This is a genomic window from Castellaniella sp., assembly GCF_049671645.1.
Classification (GTDB): Bacteria; Pseudomonadota; Gammaproteobacteria; order Burkholderiales; family Burkholderiaceae_B; genus Castellaniella.
The window spans coordinates 196,601-216,882 of the sequence record NZ_JBATVG010000007.1 but is presented as its reverse complement, the minus strand read 5'-3'; the positions used below and the strand labels follow the sequence as shown (position 1 = coordinate 216,882).

The following is a 20,282-nucleotide window of genomic DNA, read 5'->3' as shown; positions in this document are numbered from 1 at the left end:
CGCCGCAGCGCCCCCGCGCCCGAAGGGCCGGACTGCGCCGCGTCGGACATGGCATCCACGCGCCCGTATCCCTGATGACTCATATTCAGAATTCCTCCCATTCTTCAGTATCCGAGGTAGTTCGGGGCGCTGCGCGCCGGTCCGCCCGCGCAGGCGCGGTGGGCGCCGCCAGACGAGTTTTTTCCGACCCGGCCGCGCCCTGGGGTGAAGATTGCCTGCCGCGGCCCGCGGCTGCGGGCGCCTCGGCGGGCGCAATCGATCGCCGGGCAGCGGCAGGCGAAGCCTGAGCGGGGGCGGCCGGCGCAAATTCGGCGGCGACGGACTCCGCCTGGGCATCCTGCAGCTCGGCCGCCTCCGCGGCCTGCTGGCTGAGCTGGAAGACGGCCAGCGACTGACCGATTTCCGCCGCCAGCGTCTCCAGGGACCCGGCGGCCGTCGCCGCCTGCTGCACCAGCAAGGCATTCTGCTGCGTGACCGTATCCATCTGCGTAATGGCCAGATTGACCTGATCGATGCCCGAGGACTGCTCCACCGTGGCGGCGGTGATCTCGCTCATGATGTCGGACACGCGGGTCACGGCCTGGACGATTTCCTGCATGGTCTCGCCCGCGCGGTTGACCTGGGCCGAACCCGCCTGCACCCGGCCGACGGAATCCTCGATCAATTCCTTGATTTCCTTGGCCGCGCCCGCGCTGCGCTGGGCCAGGGCGCGGACTTCGGCCGCCACCACGGCAAAGCCGCGGCCCTGTTCCCCGGCGCGAGCGGCCTCGACCGCGGCATTCAGGGCCAGAATGTTGGTCTGGAAGGCGATGCTGTCGATCACGCCGACGATATCGGCGATTTTCTGCGAACTGCCAGAAATGCCCTGCATGGTCTGCACGGCCTCGCCCACCACCTGCCCCCCGCGGGAAGCCACCTGGGATGCCGTGCTGGCCAGTTGATTGGCCTGCCGGGCATGATCGGCATTCTGCTTCACAGTGCTGGCCAGCTCTTCCATGCTGGCGGCGGTCTGTTGCAGGGCGGCGGCCTGCTGATCGGTGCGGCTGCTCAGATCCAGATTGCCGCTGGCGATACGCCGGGCGCTGTCGGTCATCCGGCCCATGCGGGTACGCACGCCCAGGATCAGGGACTCCAGGCCCTCGCGCATGTCCTTCAGACCGAATAGCAACTGTCCGATTTCATCATGGGACTTGGGTTGGATCGCGAGGTCCAGGTTGCCGCCCGCCATCTTCCGCAAATGGCGGCCCACCCCCTGCAAAGGCCGCAGCACGGTGCGGATCAGGGTGCGATACGCGAGCAGGGCCAGGACGACGGCCACGGCCAGCAAGCCGATGAAACCGTAATTGGCCCACTCGAACTGCTGAGCCAGGGCCTGCCGGGATTCATTGCTGCTGTTCTGGATATATTGGTCGAACTGCCCAAAAGCCCTGTCCATTCCCCGGGCGGCGCCCCTCAGGCGGCCGCGCTTCAGGGCCTCGAAGGCCTTGGCATCCTGCTTGGCCGCAAAGCCGCGCAACTGATCGACCTGCGCCCAGTAATCCTTGAAGGTGGTCTCCAGGATATGCTGCAGGGATTCCCCCTGGGACCCGGTCAACGCCTGGGTGTCCTGCAGGGACTGCATATGATCGCGGGACCGCTTCAGCAATTGATCCGCCTGCCCGAGTTCCCACAGGCGCTGCTTTTCATTGGCGATGCCCAGCGCCCCTTCGATCTGGGTCGTCGCCTGTTGCGCGTAGATCAGTGCATTTTTCACATCGGAATTCGCCTGCACCCCCACCGACGACAGCTGCGCGATGGTGTGCTGGCTTTGCTGCTGCACGAACCAGGCGCTGCCCACCGCCGCGAACGTCAGCAGAGACAAAAAGCCCACCACCAGCGTCAGCCGGGTCCGCAATGACAAGGCGATCGCACGCCCCTTCCAGAAACGATACTTCATGTCACCTCACCTTTGTGATTATGGTCAGCATGCCATACGCGCGCTGCCGTTCTTCCTAAGAAAATAGGGCCTTGTAGGCCCTATTCACCGGAAATGCACCTGATTCGCGATCGACGAACCAAGCCCTGAAAAGCAGGATCCCTCAGCTACGGCCCAGATTGAACAGGCTCAGCCCCTGGATCGTCTGGAACGCCAGGCCAGCGCCTTCCAGGGCGATCTTCCGCAAATTGAGCTGGGTGGTGGCCTGGTAGTAATCCAGGTCTTCGATGTCGGACAGCGCCTTGGTGAAACCCAGGTTGCGTTGCGACCCGCTGTCGTCCAGCGCCTGCAATTCGTTCATGCGGGCGCCGATGGAGGCCCGCACCGTCAGGACATTGTCGTAGTTGGTGGCGAACTGCTGCATGCCGGTATTCAGCGTATTGCGTAGTTTGGCGGTCGCCTGGGCGTTGCCCTGGGCCGGGTCGTTCAGTGCCGCGATCAGATTGTCGAAGGTCTGGAAGATGTTGGGATTCTGGGTCTTCAGGGGATCGACCGCGAACGTGTCGCCGGCAGCCGGGGCGCCGGAAAACTGCACCTTGGTGCCGTTGCCCAGGTCCATTTCCGTGGCGCCGGGCGCCAGCGTGTGCCCGACGGGGGCCGCTACCGTGGGCGGGGTGACCGAATGGTCCGTGACGGTGACATCGTAGGTCGTCGCGCTGGTGAAACTGACCGCATAGGAATACCGGGCGTCCGGATTGCCGGTCGTGGCATCGCGATCCGAGATGTACGGCCCCGCAACGGTCGCCGTCCCCGTATTGCCGGCGCCTGCCGCGCTGGCATAGGCCAGCGTGCCCGGCTGCGACCGCGCAAAGATATCGGAACCGACATCGCTGCCCGCGATCTGGCGGGTGGCGTCGGACTGGATCAGGCGCTGCAACCCATCGCCGTTGTAAGTGCCATCCGCCATGAAAGCGGGGGCGCTGCCCTTGGAGCCGGAGAAGACATATTGCCCATTGCCATCGGTGGTGTTGGCGATCCCCATGGCCGTATCGCGCGCATTTTGCAGCACGCCGGCCAGGGTCTGGCGATCGGCGTCCGACAGCGTGCCGTTGCCGACCTCCACCAGGCGGGTGCGCACGTCCTGCAGCAGCAGGGTCAGGGAGTTGAGCGCGTCCTCCTCCGTGGCCAGGTTCTGGTTGGCCACGGCCCGGTTGTCCGCATAGCGTGCGTTCTGCGCCTGCGACTGCGACAGGTTGATGGCCTGCGACGCACCCAGGGGGTCGTCGGCGGGCGTCACCATCTTCTGACCCGAACCGATCTGCTGGTACAGGTGCATCAGATCGGACTGCTGGGCATTGATGGTGTTCAGGCCCGTCTGGAACATGAGGCTGGAACTGATACGCATGATGAATTCCTAAAAATGCGGCGCCGATCAGCTACGCAAAGCGAGCAAGGTATCGAACAGGGTCGAGGCGGTATCGATCAGCCGCGCGGCGGCCCGATACTGTTCCTGATACTGCTGCAGATTGATGTATTCCTCGTCCATGTTGACGCCGGACACCGCCTGCTGCGCAGAGTAATTCTGCTGGATCAGGGATTCCTGGGCCTTTTGCGCCGTGGTATTGGACTGAGTCTTGACGGCCACGTTGTTGACCAGCTGGGAATAGGCCTCGTTCAGGCCCATGGTGCCGTTGCCCAGCACCTTCTCCGAGCGCAAGGCCGCCAGTTTCAAGGCATTGTCGCCATTGGCCGACCCCGCCGGCACCTCGGGCGTCGCGGGATCATTATCGTCGTCATACGAACCCGCCGCCGCGATCTTGGCCGGGTCGGTGATGGCGACATCCATGCCGGCGGCCGCGTCGCGCGTGGGCTGGATCAGCCAGGAATCGCCGGCGGCAGCCCCTGCGATCGTCGTGGTATCGAACTGGACCCCATCGACCGTCAAGGTGCCCGCGCCCGCGATCGAACCCATGGAAGTGCCGTCGGGCAAGCGCGTGACCGAATAATTGGTACCGTCGAATTCCAGGCGGTAATCCTGGTTGGTCAGCTTGGAGACGTCCGTGATGCCGGCCGTCGGGTTGGTCGATGCGGCATTGCCGCCGTTCATGATGATCTTCGGCGTGGACACCGTGAAGAAATCCGTGCCCTGGGCCCCGGAAGGATCATAGCCCTGCGTGTGCTGCGCATTGACGGACATCGAGATGCCCAGGGCCAGCCGGCCCAGTTCGTTTTGCGTGGAATCCAGCACGTCGGACCGGAACGTCAGCAGGCCGCCCAGCTTGCCGCCGGTGATCAGGCTGTCCTTCATTTCGACCGGGTGGGGATTGCCGCTGGCGTCGGTCACGGTGTAATTCACCGCCATCCGGCTGGGATCGGCCGCGGAGGGCTTCACCTGCAGGTAATACACCGAATCGCCGCCCAGCACGGTCTGGCCGTTGCCGATGGTGATATTGAAGCGGTCGTCCTGCTCGTAGACCTTGATGTCCACCAGTTGGCCCAGATCGGCGGCCAGCTGGTCGCGCTGGTCCAGCAGATCGTTGGGCGGCTGGCCGGGGTTGGTGGCCTTGGCCGTGGTGATCTGGCGGTTCAGGTCCTGGATGCGGTCCAGGTAGCTGTTGACCTGGGTGACGGTCGTTTCGATCTGCGTGTTGACGTTCTGCCGCTGGCTGTCCAGGAAGGCATTGGCGTCGCGGATCTGCGAGGACAGGCTGTTGGCGCGCCCCAGCAGTTCCTGGCGGGCCGCCACGTCGGCCGGCGACGTCGCGACGGCGTCCAGGCCGTCGAAGAATTTCTGGATGTTGGGCGAGATGCCCACGGTGCGGTCCGCCACCAGATTGTTGATCTGGCTGACCTGATCGCCGTAGGTCTTCAGGGCCGCGCCGCGCGTGATGGACGAGGTCAGCTGGTTGTACAGGAAATTGTCGTAGGACCGCTGCACGCTGACGGCCTGCACCCCGCGGCCGATCCAGCCGCCCGAGGTCGGCGTGGCGCCGGCGGTCTGGGACAACACCGTCTGGCGGTTATAACCGGCCGTGGCGGCGTTGTTGATGTTGTGCCCCGCTGTCGCCAGCCGGTTTTGCGCGACCAGCAGGCCTGCTTTGCCCAGATTCGCCAGATTCATATGCTGCAATCCTGTTCATGATGCGGACGCCAGATCGGCAGCCGCAAGAATTCGTCTTACCTGATAACGGCAGCGCCGCAGGAAAATTTAGCGGCCGCCGAACCGCGCTCTTCCCGACCGTCGCCTTTCCGCTAGCGGGCGTTGAAATACCCCATGATGCTGATCAGCTTGTCGGCGTAGGACGGATCGGTGGCGTAGCCGGCGGCCTGCACCTTGCGGGCGGCGTCCTCGGCATTGCGCGCCGTCATCACATCGCTGTAACGGTCGCTCTGGCTGATCAGATTGGCGTAATCCGTAAAGGAATCGGCATAGGAATCATAGGCGCGGAAAGGCTGCATCATCTTGCGCGGTTCGCCATCCACGTATTCGGTCGTCATCACGTGCACCACGTCGCCGCGCCAGTTGCCGCCCGCCTTGATCCCGAACAGATTATGGCTGGCGCTGCCGTCCGGGCGCAGGATTTCACGCTGGCCCCAGCCCGACTCCAGAGCTGCCTGGCTCAGGATCAGTTTGGCGGGTACGCCGCTGCGCCGGGCGGCCACGTCGGCGGCCGCCGCCATCTGGTCCACAAAGGACCGGATGTGATCCGGCGCGCCCTGGATGGCGCTGCGCACCTTCTGCCCCAGATTGCGCTGGGCCAGCAGCTCGATCAGGGATGAAATCGAATCCGCCACCTGCTGGCGGCCCTCGCCGATGCGCGACTGCAGCCAGGGCAGACGCGAACGGGCGGCCTCGGGCGGATTGGCCAGCGGGTCCAGGGGCTTGCTCAGCACCCCGCCCTGCATCTGCGCCATCAGCGCATCGGCCAGACCGATGCCGGGGTTGGCCAGCGCCAGCGAGGTCTGCTCGTCGCTCAGGCTTCGCGCCATGCGCGTGGCCTGGGAATCAAACAGGGACGGCATCTGGTCCGCCGTCTGGCGCGCCTGCTTCATCAGCAACTGGATGAACATGGCTTCGAATTGCCGGGCGACCTCGCGTTGCTTGTCCTCTGAACCCGGATTCGTCTGCACCCCGCGCTTCAGGGCGTTCAGGCTGCTGAAATCCAGCGCCGAGGGCGTGCCGTCCGAACTGGGCAGAGGAGTATGGGCCACGAACGCCATGACGCTAGATGACCTCCAGGTCGGCCCGCAAGGCGCCGGCGCTCTTCAGGTTCTGCAGGATGGACAACAGATCCTGCGGGGTCGCGCCCAGGGCATTCAGGGCCCGCACCACGTCGGCCAGATTCGCGCTGGTATTCACGCGCTTCAAGGAGCCATTGTCGCTGCGCATCTCGATCTGGGTATTGTTGGTGACCACGGTCTGCCCGCCGCCGAACGGCGTGGTGGGCTGGCTCACCTGCTGTTGCGGGCTGATGGTCACGGACAGATTGCCGTAGGCGATGGCGGCCTCGTCGATCATGACGGTGCGGTTCATCACTACCGACCCGGTGCGCGCATTGATCACCACCCGGGCGCGGGCCGGCGGCAACGTCACATTCAGGTTTTCCACCTGCGACAGAAAGGCCAGCTGCCCCTTGGGGTCCATGGGCGCACGCAATTCGATGGTGCGGCCATTCAGGGCCGTGGCCGTCTGCCCGCCAAAGCGGCGGTTCAGGGCCGAGACGACATTCTGCGCCACCGCGAAATCGCTGGTGTTCAGTTCCAGCCGCACCGTGCCGTTCTGGGCATAGGTGGTCGGCACGCCACGTTCGACGATGGCGCCATCGGGAATGATGCCGCCGTTCAACTGATTGACCTGGACGCTGGCCCCGCCCTGCGAAGCGCCCGCCCCGCCCACCAGCAGATTGCCCTGGGCCAGGGCATAGACCTGACCGTTGGCGCCTTTCAGCGGCGTCATCAGCAGGGTGCCGCCGCGCAGGCTTTTGGCATTGCCCATGGACGACACCACCACATCCAGACTCTGGCCTGGCTGGGAGAAGGCCGGCAGCCGGGTGGTGACCATCACGGCGGCGACGTTCTTCACCTGCATATTGGTGCCCTGGGGCACGGTGACGCCCAGTTGCGAGAGCATGTTGGTCAGGCTTTGCTGGGTGAACGGCGTCTGGCGCACTTGATCGCCGCTGCCGTCCAGGCCCACCACCAGGCCGTATCCGATCAGCTGGTTTTCGCGCACGCCGGTGAAAGATGCCAGGTCCTTGATGCGTTCGGCCTGAGCGGCGGCCAGCGGAATCAAGGCTCCCAGGCACGCCAGCAGCACCCCCGCAAGCCCGGCCCGAAGCCGCTGGCCGGCCGCTGCGGCGCGTACCGGCCGGGCGCCCGCGCCAGATACGAAACGGCCGTGTCGCTGCGGGGCCTGGGTGGAAGTGTGCACGAGAATCCTATCCATCATGACATCAGAACGGGGCAATGTTCAGGAAGAAGCGCTGCAGCCAGCCCATGGTCTGGACCTCGTCCATCACGCCCTTGCTGCGATATTCGATGCGGGCGTCGGCCACCTGGGTGGACGCCACGGTATTGCTGCCGGTGATGGAACGCGGGTCCACCACACCGGAAAAACGCACATATTCGCTGCCGCGATTGATGGCGATCTGCTTTTCGCCGGCGATCTGCAGATTGCCGTTGGGCAGCACACCGATCACGGTGGTCGTCAGCGTCCCGCTGAATACGTTGGTGGCGCTGCTGGACCCCTTGCCGTCGGACTTGTTGCCGCTGCCGACCTGGAAGTTCTGCTTGGCGCCCAGGTCCGTGGGCAAAATGGCGGGCGCCAGGCCGATATTCATGCTGGCGCTGCCATTGCGGTCGGTGGTGGTGCCCACGCTTTTCGCCGCGTTGGTCTTTTCCTGGATGACGATGGTGACGATGTCGCCGACATTGCGCGGGCGGCGGTCTTCGAACAGCGGGTAGTTGCCATAGGCCGTGGGCTGATAGATCGACCCATTGGCCTCGGCGGAAGGCGGCGCCGGCGGCGGAGGCGGGGCCGTCAAGGGCCCGGTGACCACCGGCTCGGGCGGCACCAAGGCGCACCCGGACACCATCAGGGCCGCGACGGCCACCCACGATCCTGCAAGACGACGCAAACCCTTCATGGACATCCTGATTACAGCTGTGTCAGACGCGCCAGCATCTGGTCCGACGTCTGCACGGCCTTGCTGTTCATTTCAAAGGCGCGCTGCGTGGTGATCATATTGACCAGTTCTTCCGCCACATTGACGTTGGATGTTTCCACGTAGTTCTGCAGCAATATGCCCGCACCGTCCAAGCCGGGCTGCAACTGATTGGCCGGCCCCGACGCATCGGTTTCAGCATATAGGTTTTCACCCAGGCTTTGCAGGCCTGTGGGGTTAATGAAGGTCGACAACTGCAGCTGACCAACCTGCACGTTGGTGCCGGTGGCGCCCGGTTGCGTCACGGACACCGTGCCATCGCGGGCAATGGAGATCGTCAGCGCATTATCGGGGATGTTGATGCCCGGCTGGATCGTATAGCCGCCGGCCGTCACCAGCATGCCGTTCTGGTCGCGCTGGATGCTGCCATCGCGCGTGTAGGCAAACGAACCATCGGGCATTTCCACCTGCAGGAAACCATTGCCCTGGATCGCCACATCCAGCGTGTTGCCGGTTTCCTTGAGGTTGCCCTGGGTGTGGATGCGCTCGGTGGCCACCACGCGGGCGCCCGTGCCCAGCTGCAGACCGGACGGCAACTGATTGGCTGCGCCGACGCTGGCCCCGGGCTGGCGCATGGTCTGGTACATCAGATCCTCGAACACGGCGCGGCCGCGCTTGAAGCCTGTGGTGTTGACGTTGGCCAGGTTGTTGGAAATCACGTCCATGCTGGTCTGCTGGGTTTCCAGACCGGTCTTGGCGATCCACAGGGAACGTATCATCTTGAGAAGTCCTGTTCAGGGGCGCAGGGCATCAGCCTGCTGCGGAAAGTACGGAATTGCCGCGTTCTTCGTTGGTGCTGGCGTTCTTGATCACCTGCATCTGCAGTTCAAACTGGCGGGCATTGGAAATCATGGCGACCATGGCGCTGGCCGGGTTGACGTTGCTCTTCTCGACGAATCCGGGGGCGATCCGCACAGCCTCGTCGGCCTGGGCCGGCTGCCCGCCCGCCAGGCGGAACAGGCCGTCGTCGCCGCGCACCAGTTGGTTGGTGGGCGGATTCACAAGCTTCAACTGGGCCAGCATCTGGATGTCGCGCGGATTGTCGCCCGCGCCCAGAGCGCTCATCTGCCCGTCGGTGGCGAACGTGACGCTGCCGCGTTCCGGGATTTCGATGGGGCGCCCGTCATTGGACAACACCGGCAGGCCGCCCAGCGTGACCAGCTGGTTGTTCTGGTTGACCGCGAATTCGCCCGAACGCGTGTAGGCTTCGCCCTGGGGGGTCTGCACCGCGAACCACCCCTCGCCCGCAATGGCGGTGTCCAGGGCATGGCCGGTTTCCACCATGGCGCCCTGGCCGAAACGACTGCCGGGCGTGGACGCTACCGTGCTGACGCGGGTGGGCAGTTCGCCCGCCTGCGGCACCACCGGCACGGAACGGTAAATGGCCAGTTGCTCGCGAAAGCCCGTCGTGGACACATTGGCCATGTTGTTGGCAATGGCCGACTGCTGTTCCAGGATGCGGGCGGCGCCATTGGACGCCGTGTACAGGATGCGATCCATGCCGTCCTACCGCGCTTAGCGCATGGTGATCAAGGTCTGCAGGATTTGATCCTGCGTCTTGATGGTCTGGGCATTGGCCTGGTAGGTACGCTGGGCAATGATCATATTGACCAGTTCCTGGGACATGTCCACGTTGGATTCTTCCACCGCCTGGCCCTTGATGGTGGCCAGGCCGTTGCTGCCCGGCGTGCCCACGATGGGCTGGCCGGAATTGGCCGTTTCCGCCCAGGCATTGCCGCCGACCGGCTGCAAGCCCTGCAGATTGGCGAAATCGGCCAGGGCCAGCGTGCCCATGGTCTGCTTGGCGCCATTGGTGTAGTTGGCGATCAGTTCGCCATTGGTACCGATGGACATGCTGGCGTATTCGCCGGTGGCGTAGCCGTTCTGGATGAAGTCCTGGGAATAGCTGCCGCCGAACTGGGTGGAACCGTCATAGGCGACCTGGATCGACACCGGATCGGCCGGCGACGTCGTGCCGCCCGGCGTGAAGGTGATCGCCGCCGGCGAGCCGGATGCGAGGCGGCCGGCGCTGTCGAACTCAAGTGTCGCCTGATTGGCTGGAGGCGCGGGAGGAACACCGTCGATGACGTAGTTCACTTCCCAGACGCTGTTAGTACCATTCGGTTCACGCTTGGTGTAGTACTGCTCGATGCGATGCGAGTTCCCCAACGAGTCGTAGACCGTCAGCGGCACCATGTTGGAGTAGGAGTCGGAATTGGTGACGTCGAAGGCGATTGCAGTTACAGGAGCAACATAGGCGACGTTGGTGCCTCCAGTTGGAATCGCTACATCTGGTTGACCCGTACCCGAAATCGTCACGTTACCGGGAGGCGTCCCTGTCGCATAGGTTCCAGCAGGAGGGGAAGCGGCGGCAGTGGCCCCTGTGTTGTCCGTATACCAAGAATAAGCACCACCGGAGACCTTGTAATAATAGGTCGTCCCGCCCAGATCAACCTCACCCACGACCTCAGCTACAGTCGTCCCAGGCACCACCGGCGCATTCGCATCCAGGTTCACCTTGTTGGTGATGGTGCTGGTCGCCTGGGGCGCGATGTTCCCGATAGGCACGGTCATGCCGATCAGGTTGGTGCCGCCCGGCGCGTAGCCCATCAACTGCTGGCCCTGGGCGTTGACGATCTTGTGGTCCTTGTCGGCCAGGAATTGACCGTTGCGCGTGTACAGCGTGGCGCCGTTGGGCTGGGTCACGACGAACAAGCCCTTGGCCCCGTCGATGGCCATGTCGAACTGATTGCCCGAGGTAGACACGATGCCGGTCGTGAAGCGCTGATTGATGGACGCCACCTGCACACCCAGGCCCACGCGGGAACTGGCATACACGTCGGCAAAGGTGGCCGAGCCGGATTTGAAGCCGACCGTGCCGGAGTTGGCGATGTTGTTGCCGATGACATCCAGGTTTTGCGAGGCGGCGTTCAGACCGCTGAGACCTTGACCGAAACCCATGAGTGACCTCTTTCAGTGCGTGCTGCGTTGAATCGTTGATTTGGAACCGGGGGCGGCGCGATTGCCGTTCCCCCTGGAATTACATGACCTGCCGGATATCCAGCAGGGAAATCTTGCCGCCCATGGCCAGGTTGAGCTTCAGGCCTTCTGTGGTGTAGGCGATGCTGTTGATGTGGCCGGAAGTCAGCGCCTGGGTGGACACCGCCTGCCCCTTGTCATCGGACGCGGTCACCTGGACGGTGTAGGCGCCATCCGGCGCCGGCGCGCCGGCCGAGTCCAGGCCGTCCCAGCTCAGGGGGTAGACGCCGGCATCTTTGGCGTCGTATTCGAATTCGCGCACGACCTTGCCGGCGGAATCCAGGATGGAGACCTTGGTTTTCGCCGCGGCGGACATCAGGTCGACGCCAAAGGGGGTGGCGGTCTTGGCCCCGGTATCCGGGTCGCTGCCCAGGGAGATCTTTTCGCCCGGGTAGAGGATGTCCTTGCCGATCAGGCCGGCGGCCTGCAGAGACTGGGACATGTCCATCTGGCCCGACAGGGCCAGCAGCGTGTTGTTCAGTTGCTGGATGCCCTGGACCGTGGACAACTGCGCGATCTGCGAAGTGACCTGGGCATTGTCCATGGGGTTGAGCGGGTCCTGGTTCTGCAATTGCGTGACCAGCAGGGTCAGGAAGCGGTCCTGGGTGTCGCCCATCAGGGAATTGGTCTGGGAGTTGGCCAACGCACCGGCGGCGTTGGATCCGTAGACATCGTTCACGGTACTCATGGCGGGAATCCTTATTGACCGATGGTCAGTGTCTTGGCCATCAGCGATTTCGCGGTATTGATGACCTCGACGTTGGCCTGGTAGGAGCGCGAGGCGGAAATCATATTGACGGTTTCGGCCACGACATCGACATTGGGCAAGGTGACGTACCCCCGGGCATCGGCCAGCGGATTGCCCGGATCGTACTGGATGCGGGCGGGCGCGTTGCTTTCCTGGACAGCGGCCACGCGCACCCCGCCGACGGCGTCGGACTGGGCGGACGGCGTCATCTGGAAGACGACCTGGCGAGCCCGGTAGGGCTGACCGTCCGGGCCGACCGCGCTGTCGGCATTGGCGATGTTGCTGGCCGTGACGTTCATGCGTTCGGACTGGGCGGCCAAGGCGGAACCGGCGATCTGGAATATGCTGAAAGTGGACATATGCGTGATTCCCGTAAGCCGGTTTACTGCTGCAGAGCAGTCAGCAAGGATTTGATGCGGCCGTTCAGCACCTGCAGATCGGTCTGGTATTTGGCGGTATTGTCGGCGAACTGGACGCGTTCGACGTTCATATCAACCGTATTTCCATCCAGGCTGGGCTGCAAGGGAACGCGATAGAGTTCCTGGGCCGGGCCGGTGGAATGCGCCTGGGCCGGAATGTGGCGCGACGATGTCAGCGTCAGGGATGTATCCGGCAGCCGGGGCACGCCCGAGTTTTCGCCCATCGCCTCGCGCAGCGTGGCGTTGAAGTCGATATCGCGCGCCTTGTAATTGGGCGTGTCGGAATTGGCGATGTTGGTCGCCAGGATTTCCTGCCGCTGCTGACGCAGAGCCAGGGCTTTCTGATAGAACTCGAAGTCCTTGCCGATTCGATCGATCATGGCATTCAATGCATTCGGGTGAATTGAAGTACGCATCCACCGGGCACCAAATGATCCCTGACCATTCGCGGCTTTAGCGCACAGTGGCATAGTACGGCCCCCGGGAGCGCCATAAAGACCGGAACAAAGCGGGGTTTGAAGGGCTATTCAGGCAATGTCGGCCCCCACCCCGCCCCCCGATGCGCAGCCGTGGCGCCGGGCATCTTTTACAATGCGGGCATGGTCATCCGTTTCACCGCGCCGGTCACCGCCTCACTTGCCGCCATTGCCCGCCTCGGGTCGGCGGCCGGCGTCTGCGTGGCCGTCGCCGCAGCGCCCGGCGCGGCGCAGGCTCAGGCCCGCAATCCCGCCACCCAGGACCCGGCCGCCATCGTCAGCCAGGTCGAGGCGCTCTTGAAGGACCGCGCGGCATCCTACCCCGGCACGGCCACGATCACGGTGGACGCGCCGCGCATCACCAATCAAGCAGCCTGCAGCCGGATGGATACCTCTCTGGCCGGGTCGGGAGGCCTGCGATCAAGGACATCGGTCGGGGTCCGCTGCCTGGCCCCCCAGCCCTGGACGCTGTACGTGCAGGCCAGCATCCAGATCACGGGCCACTACTTCGTGGCCAACCGCACGCTGGATCGCGGGGTAGTCATCAGCCTGGACGACCTGGACACCCGGGAAGGCGATCTGCTGCGCCTGCGCCGCGTGATCAGCGACCCGGCGCACGTGATCGGCTGGATCACCACGCGCCGCATCCGGGCAGGCGGGCCGATCGAGGACAGCGCCCTGCGCGACCCGAATTCCATCGAACGCGGCCAGCAGGTGCGCACTGTGGCGCGCGGCACGGGCTTCGTGGCCTCGGGCGAAGGCCAGGCCCTGGAATCGGGCAGCCCGGGCACGCAGATCCAGGTGCGCACCCCCAATGGGCAGATCATCACCGGCACCGTGCTGGATGCGCATACGGTTCAGGTTATGATGTGATTCCGGTCGGAATTCCGGTCGGCCTCACGTCAGGCTAAAGATTCACGCCGCGCTGCCGTAACCAGGGATGCACCATTTGACCCTGTCCTTTCACCCGGAGACGAGCTTTGAAAGTCAATTCCACTTCGTCCAACCCCCTGCTCAATGGGGTTACCGGGGGCACGCGCAGCGATAACACCGGTCATGCTTCGGCCCATGCGGCCAGCAGCCGCTCCGAAGTCGATCTCAGCCCGGCGGCCCGGCAACTGGCGGCCCTGAACAACAGCGACGCCGACATCCAGACCGCCCGCGTGCAGCAGATCCGCGACGCCCTGGCCTCCGGCGAACTGAAAATCGATGCCGGCCGCATCGCCGACAGCCTGCTGGCCAGCGTGCGCGAACTGCTGAAATAATCCAGTACACTGGTTGCCCGTCCCAACAGAATCCGCCCTACCATGAGCCACATCGACGCGCTGCTGCAGTGCGTGGACGAACAATCCGAACTGCTGAACGATTTCATTCAAGTCCTGGAAGCTGAAGGCGCCCTGCTGCTGGAAACACCTTCCAACGAAGCCCTGGGCGCGCTCACCATGCGCAAGAACGACTACGCCCGCCGCCTGGGCGAACTGGACCAGACCCGCGCCGCGACCCTGGTCAGCATGGGCCAGGCGGACGACCGTGCCAGCATCGACACCGTCTGCGCCCTGCATCCCGATCTGCGCCCTGCATTCGACACGCTATTCGAACGCGTGGCACAAGCCAGCGCCCTGAACCAGGACAACGGCCAGATCCTGAAGGCCTTCATGGAACACAACCAACAGGCGCTGGACACCTTGCGCGGCCTGATGGGGCAAGATCTGTACGACGCCCGCGGGCGTCTGTCAAAGAAATAAGCCGCCCGACTGCCGGCCGCGATCAGGCCAGCAGTTCCTTCAGCGCATACAACTTCAGCAGACCCGCGGGCGTCTGCCGGACGGACAATTGTTCACCGCCCAGCATGCGGGCCGCCACGAGGGCAGCCGGCGCCAAGGCCGGGTCCTGGACCAGGCGCCATGCGGCCAGGCCCATCTGGGCGGCCAGAACTGCCCGGTCCACCAGCGGTTCGCGACCTTTGGCATCGGCCAGCCAAGGCGTCGCCAGACGCCAGGCGGCATGACATTCCTGGCGCAACACCACCGCCGCCGCCACCAGGGCGGGATCGGGAGACGCCCCGCAGCCCATCAAGGCATGCCAGACCCGCAACACGCGGCCATCCAGAGGATCCACCGCCCGCAGACAGACCAGGCGCACGGCCAGCGGCGATTCACCTCGGGCCTGCAGTTGCGCATCCCCCATACCGACCCACCAGGCCGCCTGCCCGCCATCCAGGCCCGCGGGGGCGAGCACCCGGGCGAACAGATCCGCGGCCAGCGGTTGCAGCTTCAGGCGCTGGGCGGCAGCCGAGGCTACGCAAGCCTCGCCATCCAGGTAAACCCGGGCGCGGGCGCTGCAGACGGAAATCCAGTCATGCCCCTGGGCGCTGAGCGCGCGCAACAAGGCCTGGCTGCCGCCTTCGAATACATGCCACGGCGCCGGGCTTTGACCCTCGGATTCCAGCCCCACCTGGAACGACAAGGCATCGGCCGGTGAAGGCGCCAGGGCCGAAGCCCCCTGCGGCGCATGCCAACCATCGGCCAAACCAGCCTGCTGGACCGCCGCCGCCAATGGCCGGCATTGATCATCGAACCAGGCGGCGCCCGACCAGGCGCCGCGCCGTCCTTGCCAGGCCAGGGCCTGGCGGTCGTGCACGACCAGCGCGGTCCGCGATTCGCCCACGGCGGCCCGCGCCACCCGGCGCAGATGATCGATGGCATCAGCAGCGGCCGGCAGATCGCCCGCGGCGCGACTGCGCCACAGATCGTAGGCTTCCGACAACACGGGATCTTCGTCCATCAAGGCCACGGCAGCCCGCAGATCGTCCAGCCCCAGGGAATCGCCCCTGGGGGATTGAGTCAGCAACTGGGGCAACAACACCTGTTGGCGGCGGCGTTCGGCGACGGACTCGGCGCTGTGCTCAGGCTGCGCGATCGACATCAAAGCAGCCAGATCGGCTTCGGAAGGCGCGAACTGCGGACGCGCGGATTGCAGAGGCACCAACGCCCGGTCCACGAGTTCGGCCGCCGTCAGGAAGAGCAGATTTTCAGGAACTTTCTGCCCATTGGATACGTAATGGATGGGCAGGCGATAGCGGATGGCAGTGTCCAGCGACGCCCCCAGGCAGGCGGCTTCGTCGATCTTGGTGATGACGCAGCCGCGCAGCGGCGTGCCGCCGTCGCGCGCATAGGAACGCGCGACCTCGTCCAGGGTATCGCCGTGGCTGGACGCATTCAGGGCCAGCAGGCGTTCGACCCGGCGACCGGCGCCGGCCAGCAGCGCCGCCTGGTCCGCCACGTAGCGGTCCCGCTGGCTGATGCCCACGTTATCGATCAGGACGGTCTGGTCCGGGCGCACCGTCTGCAGGACACGGCGCAATTCATGCACGTCCTGCACGACGTGCACCGGCACCCGCATCATCTGGCCGTAGATCTTCAACTGCTCATGCGCCCCGATCCGGTAGGTGTCGGTGGTCAACAGCACCAGGCTGCCGGGGCCGCCGCGCCGCACGCAGCGCGCAGCCAGCTTGGCAATCGTGGTGGTTTTACCGACGCCGGTGGGCCCCACCAGCGCCAGCGCCAGGCCGGGCTGCCACAGATCGTCTTCCGATTTCAGGACCGGCAGGTGCTTGATCAGTTCGCTGCGGGCCCATTGCACGGCGGCCCGGTCGCCGGAGAGTTCCGGCAGGGTCTTGAGCATGGCCCGCAGCAAGGTCGTGCTGAAACCGAAGCGCAGCAGATTCTGGAAAAGGGTCACTGCCTGCGGTGAACGGCGCAGCTGGTTGCCCCACAGCAATTCATCGATGCGGCTTTCCAGAGAGCCCTTCAGCTCGCCGATCACGCCCGCCAGGTCAGGGTCGGGCGATGGCGCGGGGCGCGGCGGCGCCGCGGACGCAGGGCCGGGCGCCGGCGGGGATGCGGCGGAAACCTGCCCGGGGGGCATGGCGGCGCGCGGCGCGGCAGAGGCCGGATCGTCGGGTGTCTGATCGTGGTCGGGCAGAGACGTTTCATCGGTGGCCAGGATCTCCACCCCGCCGTTGACCCGCTTGTTGGAAATGATGAGGGCCTCGGACCCCAGCGCCAGACGCACCTGGCGCATGGCTTCCCGGTTCGTGGCGCCAAAGAAACGACTGATGTTCACGCGGAACCCCCACCGATCACTGAAGTGATCCGAATCATACGCTCTTCAGGGATCTCGGCACTGGACAGCACGGCCATGTGCGGCAGGTGATGGCGCAAGAACCGCGACAGCGACGCCCGCAACACGGGAGGCACGACCAGCACCGGAGCATTGCCGCGGTCTTCCTGTTCCTGGGTCAGCCGCTGGGTTTCCGTGAGCAGGTTTTCGGCCAGGCCGGGCTCCAGCGCCCCGTTGGCGCCCAAGGCCTGCATCAACACGCGTTCCAGCCGGGCATCCAGGCCGATGACGCGCAGCTCTTCCTCGCCCGCGAACCAATGCTGGACGATGGCGCGGCCCAGTCCCACACGCACCTGGGCCAGCAATTCGTCGAGATTCGGGCCCGCTCCGGCGGGATTGAGGCTGGCCAGGCGCGGCGCATGTTCGGTGATGACTTCAAGAATGGTGCGCATATCGCGGATGGGCACGTCTTCGTCCAGCAGGCTGCGCAGCAGATTCTGCAACTGCGGCAACGTGATGGTTTTCGGCACCAGGTCTTCGATGAGCTTCGGCACCTCGCGGGCCACGTGATCCAGCAATTGCTGGGTTTCCTGGCGGCCCAGCAGTCTGGCCCCATAGCGGTGCATCAGATGATTGAGGTGCGTGGCGACGACAGTGGCGGCATCCACCACGGTGTAGCCGGCGATCTGCGCCTGTTCGCGCAGAGACGGATCGATCCAGACGGCCGGCAGGCCGAAAGCCGGATCTTTGGTCGGAATGCCCTGAACCGGGCTGGTGACGCCGCCCGGATCGATGGCCAACCACTGGCCGGTCTGCGCGATGCCACGGCCGATTTCCACGCCGAACAAGAGAATGCGATAGTCGGTGGGCTTGATTTCCAGATTGTCGCGGATATGCACGACCGGCGGCAAAAAGCCTATTTCCTGGGCGAATTTCTTGCGCAGACTGCGAATGCGGTGCAGCAGTTCGCCGCTTTGCTGGTGATCGACCAGGGAAATCAGACGATAGCCGACCTCCAGCCCCAGGGGATCGACGGGCGACACGTCATCCCAACTGGCCTCGGCGGCCGCCGCCACGGCGGCGGCCTGTTCCTGGTCCGGACGCTCGGCCGCCGTTTTCAGCTCGCGCTGCTGACGCTGGTACAAGGCCCAGCCGCCGCCGCCGATGATGGCCGCCAGCAGCAGGAAGGCGACGTGCGGCATGTTGGGAATCAGCCCCATCAGGGTCAGGATGCCCGCCGTGATGAACAGCACGTTGGGATTGGAAAACAGCTGGCCCAGCATCTGCTGGCCGACGTCCTGGTCGGTCGCCACGCGCGACACCACCACGCCGGCGGCAGTGGAGATCACCAGCGCGGGGATCTGCGCCACCAGGCCGTCGCCGATAGTCAGCAAGGTGTAGACGTTGCCGGCATCGGCCACGGACATGTCGTGCTGGGCCACCCCGACAATCAGGCCGCCCAGGATGTTGATCACCATGATCAGCAGGCCGGCCACGGCGTCGCCCCGCACGAATTTGCTGGCGCCGTCCATAGCGCCGTAGAACTCGGCTTCCTGGGAAACCTCGGACCGGCGGCGGCGGGCCTCGTCCTCGCCGATCAGGCCGGCGTTCAGATCGGCATCGATGGCCATCTGCTTGCCCGGCATGGCATCCAGGGTGAAGCGGGCGCCGACCTCGGCGATACGCCCCGCGCCTTTGGTGATGACGATGAAATTGATGATCACCAGAATGACGAAGACCACGATCCCGACGGCGAAATTGCCGCCGACCAGAAAGTGCCCGAAGGCTTCGATCACCTGGCCGGCGGCATCCGGCCCTTTATGGCCGTTCAGCAGCACCACCCGGGTGGACGCGACGTTCAGCGACAGGCGCAGCAAGGTGGCGAACAGCAGCACCGAGGGAAAGGCGGCGAAATCCAGGGGCTTGCGGGTGAACATGGCCACCAGCAGGATCATCACCGACAGCGAGATGTTGAAGGTGAACAGCAAGTCCAGGATGAACGGCGGCAAAGGCAGGATCATCATGGCGAGCACCATGAGGATCAGCACCGGCCCGGCTAGCAGGCGGGCATGCCCGAAGCCTTGGTTCTTGAGGAAATCCAGGAAACTGTTCATGTGACGAATGCGTGAGCCGGTTCAGGGCGGTGTTGCGGATCGAGTTCGGGCGGAACCTGCAAAGCCTGCGGCGCCCGCGGCAGTGTACCCGAGCCCTGTTGCCAGGTACGGACCTGGTACACCCAGGCCAGGACTTCGGCCACTGCGGCATACAGCGCCGAGGGGATCTCCTGATCCAGTTCGACGTGATGATACAGGGCGCGCGCCAGGGGGGGCGCTTCCAGTTGGGCGACCTGGTGGTCCTGCGCCAGCTGGCGGATCTGAGCCGCGATCAGACCGGCGCCCTTGGCCACCACCACGGGCGCCCCGCCCTGCCCGTCGCGATAGCGCAAAGCCACGGCGTAATGGGTCGGGTTGGTGACGATGACGTCGGCATCCGGCACCGCGCTCATCATGCGCCGCCGGGCCATGGTCCGCTGCTGCTGGCGGATACGGCCTTTCACGTGAGGGTCGCCCTCGCTGTCCTTGTGTTCCTGCTTGACGTCCTGGCGGGACATGCGCAGTTGCTTGGCGTGATTCCACAGCTGCCAGGGCACGTCGATCAGCACCAGAATGATCAGAGTCGAGGCGATCAGCAGGCAGCACAGGGCCACCAGGCTGAGCCCCCGGGCCAGCGCATCGCTGAGCGACATGTGCGACAGGGCCAGCATGTCCGCCAGGTGCGCCCAGATGACCTTGACGGCCACAAAGCCGATCAGCACCGCCTTGGCCAGCGTCTTGACGAGTTCGACCAGGGTCTGGGTCTGCACGAAGCGCTTCATGCCCTTCAGGGGATTGAGACGTTCGAACTTGGGCTCGAGCGCCTTGAGCGACAGCAGGAACCCGCCCAGGACCACGGAAGAAAAAATCCCCACGACCACCAGCAGAGCGAAAATCGGCAGCAGGATCAGCAAACCCTGCCAGGCCGACATGCCGGCGACATTGAGCATGACCTGCGGATCGCTCATGATCCGGGTATCGAACCACAGCCCCCTGCGCAGCACGCCTTCCAGGGTGCGGAACAGATTGCCGCCGACGAACCAGAGCGCGCCGATCCCGCAGATCAGGGCCAGAAAGGTGCCGAGTTCCCGCGAACGCGCAACCTGACCTTCCTCGCGCGCCTTTTCAAGGCGCCGGGGCGAGGCGGGTTCGGTTTTTTCGAGATCGCTGTCCTCGGCCATTCGGGCGGCTATCCGGCAGTGTTAAAACAGCCTGGATTGTAGTCTGCCGGCCCCCGGCGGGAACA

Annotated in this window: 18 protein-coding genes; 3 read left to right on the top strand and 15 right to left on the bottom strand. The window is 64.9% G+C overall.

What is annotated here, in order from left to right:
- Positions 1-85 precede the first annotated feature (85 nt).
- The 12 genes from WBG56_RS02360 to flgB all read right to left on the bottom strand — a co-directional run bounded on the left by WBG56_RS02360 (position 86) and on the right by flgB (position 12,725).
- The gene (locus WBG56_RS02360; protein WP_424264938.1) at positions 86-1,936 is read right to left on the bottom strand and encodes a methyl-accepting chemotaxis protein; all 1,851 of its coding nucleotides are present in this window, start codon (positions 1,934-1,936) and stop codon (positions 86-88) included.
- Positions 1,937-2,078: 142 nt separating this feature from the next.
- The gene (gene flgL / locus WBG56_RS02355) at positions 2,079-3,320 is read right to left on the bottom strand and encodes a flagellar hook-associated protein FlgL (RefSeq protein WP_424264937.1); all 1,242 of its coding nucleotides are present in this window, start codon (positions 3,318-3,320) and stop codon (positions 2,079-2,081) included.
- Positions 3,321-3,347: 27 nt separating this feature from the next.
- The gene (gene flgK / locus WBG56_RS02350; RefSeq protein WP_424264936.1) at positions 3,348-5,036 is read right to left on the bottom strand and encodes a flagellar hook-associated protein FlgK; all 1,689 of its coding nucleotides are present in this window, start codon (positions 5,034-5,036) and stop codon (positions 3,348-3,350) included.
- Positions 5,037-5,167: 131 nt separating this feature from the next.
- Positions 5,168-6,136 (bottom strand): flagellar assembly peptidoglycan hydrolase FlgJ, encoded by a 969-nt coding sequence (gene flgJ, locus WBG56_RS02345; RefSeq protein ID WP_424264935.1) that lies wholly within the window; start codon positions 6,134-6,136, stop codon positions 5,168-5,170.
- 4 nt (positions 6,137-6,140) lie between these two features.
- Complete coding sequence (locus WBG56_RS02340; protein WP_424264946.1) at positions 6,141-7,232, bottom strand: flagellar basal body P-ring protein FlgI; 1,092 nt, start codon at positions 7,230-7,232, stop codon at positions 6,141-6,143.
- Positions 7,233-7,368: 136 nt separating this feature from the next.
- Entirely contained in the window at positions 7,369-8,061 is a 693-nt protein-coding gene (locus WBG56_RS02335) for a flagellar basal body L-ring protein FlgH (protein WP_424264934.1), read from the bottom strand.
- Between the two features lie 11 nt (positions 8,062-8,072).
- Entirely contained in the window at positions 8,073-8,858 is a 786-nt protein-coding gene (gene flgG, locus WBG56_RS02330; RefSeq protein ID WP_424264933.1) for a flagellar basal-body rod protein FlgG, read from the bottom strand.
- A 31-nt stretch (positions 8,859-8,889) separates the two neighbouring features.
- Positions 8,890-9,639 (bottom strand): flagellar basal-body rod protein FlgF, encoded by a 750-nt coding sequence (flgF, locus tag WBG56_RS02325; protein ID WP_424264932.1) that lies wholly within the window; start codon positions 9,637-9,639, stop codon positions 8,890-8,892.
- Between the two features lie 15 nt (positions 9,640-9,654).
- Complete coding sequence (locus tag WBG56_RS02320) at positions 9,655-11,100, bottom strand: flagellar hook-basal body complex protein (protein WP_424264931.1); 1,446 nt, start codon at positions 11,098-11,100, stop codon at positions 9,655-9,657.
- Positions 11,101-11,179: 79 nt separating this feature from the next.
- Positions 11,180-11,866 (bottom strand): flagellar hook capping FlgD N-terminal domain-containing protein, encoded by a 687-nt coding sequence (locus WBG56_RS02315; protein WP_424264930.1) that lies wholly within the window; start codon positions 11,864-11,866, stop codon positions 11,180-11,182.
- Positions 11,867-11,877: 11 nt separating this feature from the next.
- Positions 11,878-12,285: a flagellar basal body rod protein FlgC gene (gene flgC, locus WBG56_RS02310; RefSeq protein WP_424264929.1), complete on the bottom strand. Its 408-nt coding sequence runs from the start codon at positions 12,283-12,285 to the stop codon at positions 11,878-11,880.
- A gap of 23 nt (positions 12,286-12,308) precedes the next feature.
- Positions 12,309-12,725, bottom strand: coding sequence for a flagellar basal body rod protein FlgB (gene flgB, locus WBG56_RS02305; RefSeq protein ID WP_424264928.1), 417 nt, complete (start codon positions 12,723-12,725; stop codon positions 12,309-12,311).
- 219 nt (positions 12,726-12,944) lie between these two features.
- Between flgB and flgA the strand changes: the two genes are divergently transcribed.
- The 3 genes from flgA to WBG56_RS02290 all read left to right on the top strand — a co-directional run bounded on the left by flgA (position 12,945) and on the right by WBG56_RS02290 (position 14,566).
- Positions 12,945-13,694 carry a flagellar basal body P-ring formation chaperone FlgA gene (gene flgA, locus WBG56_RS02300; protein WP_424264927.1) on the top strand — a complete coding sequence of 250 codons (750 nt, stop codon included), beginning with the start codon at positions 12,945-12,947 and terminating at the stop codon, positions 13,692-13,694.
- Between the two features lie 107 nt (positions 13,695-13,801).
- Entirely contained in the window at positions 13,802-14,086 is a 285-nt protein-coding gene (gene flgM, locus WBG56_RS02295; protein WP_424264926.1) for a flagellar biosynthesis anti-sigma factor FlgM, read from the top strand.
- A gap of 42 nt (positions 14,087-14,128) precedes the next feature.
- Positions 14,129-14,566 carry a flagella synthesis protein FlgN gene (locus WBG56_RS02290; protein ID WP_424264925.1) on the top strand — a complete coding sequence of 146 codons (438 nt, stop codon included), beginning with the start codon at positions 14,129-14,131 and terminating at the stop codon, positions 14,564-14,566.
- A 22-nt stretch (positions 14,567-14,588) separates the two neighbouring features.
- On the opposite strand, the gene flhF is transcribed toward WBG56_RS02290, so the two are convergent.
- From flhF to flhB, 3 genes are read right to left on the bottom strand one after another with little or no spacing between them, the layout of a single operon-like run.
- On the bottom strand, positions 14,589-16,946 hold the full coding sequence (flhF, locus tag WBG56_RS02285) for a flagellar biosynthesis protein FlhF (RefSeq protein ID WP_424264924.1): 2,358 nt from the start codon (positions 16,944-16,946) through the stop codon (positions 14,589-14,591).
- Entirely contained in the window at positions 16,943-19,057 is a 2,115-nt protein-coding gene (flhA, locus tag WBG56_RS02280; protein WP_424264923.1) for a flagellar biosynthesis protein FlhA, read from the bottom strand. The genes flhF and flhA overlap by 4 nt, the downstream gene beginning before the upstream one ends.
- The gene (gene flhB / locus WBG56_RS02275) at positions 19,054-20,217 is read right to left on the bottom strand and encodes a flagellar biosynthesis protein FlhB (protein WP_424264922.1); all 1,164 of its coding nucleotides are present in this window, start codon (positions 20,215-20,217) and stop codon (positions 19,054-19,056) included. Before flhB ends, flhA begins: the two co-directional genes overlap by 4 nt.
- Between the last annotated feature and the right edge of the window lie 65 nt (positions 20,218-20,282).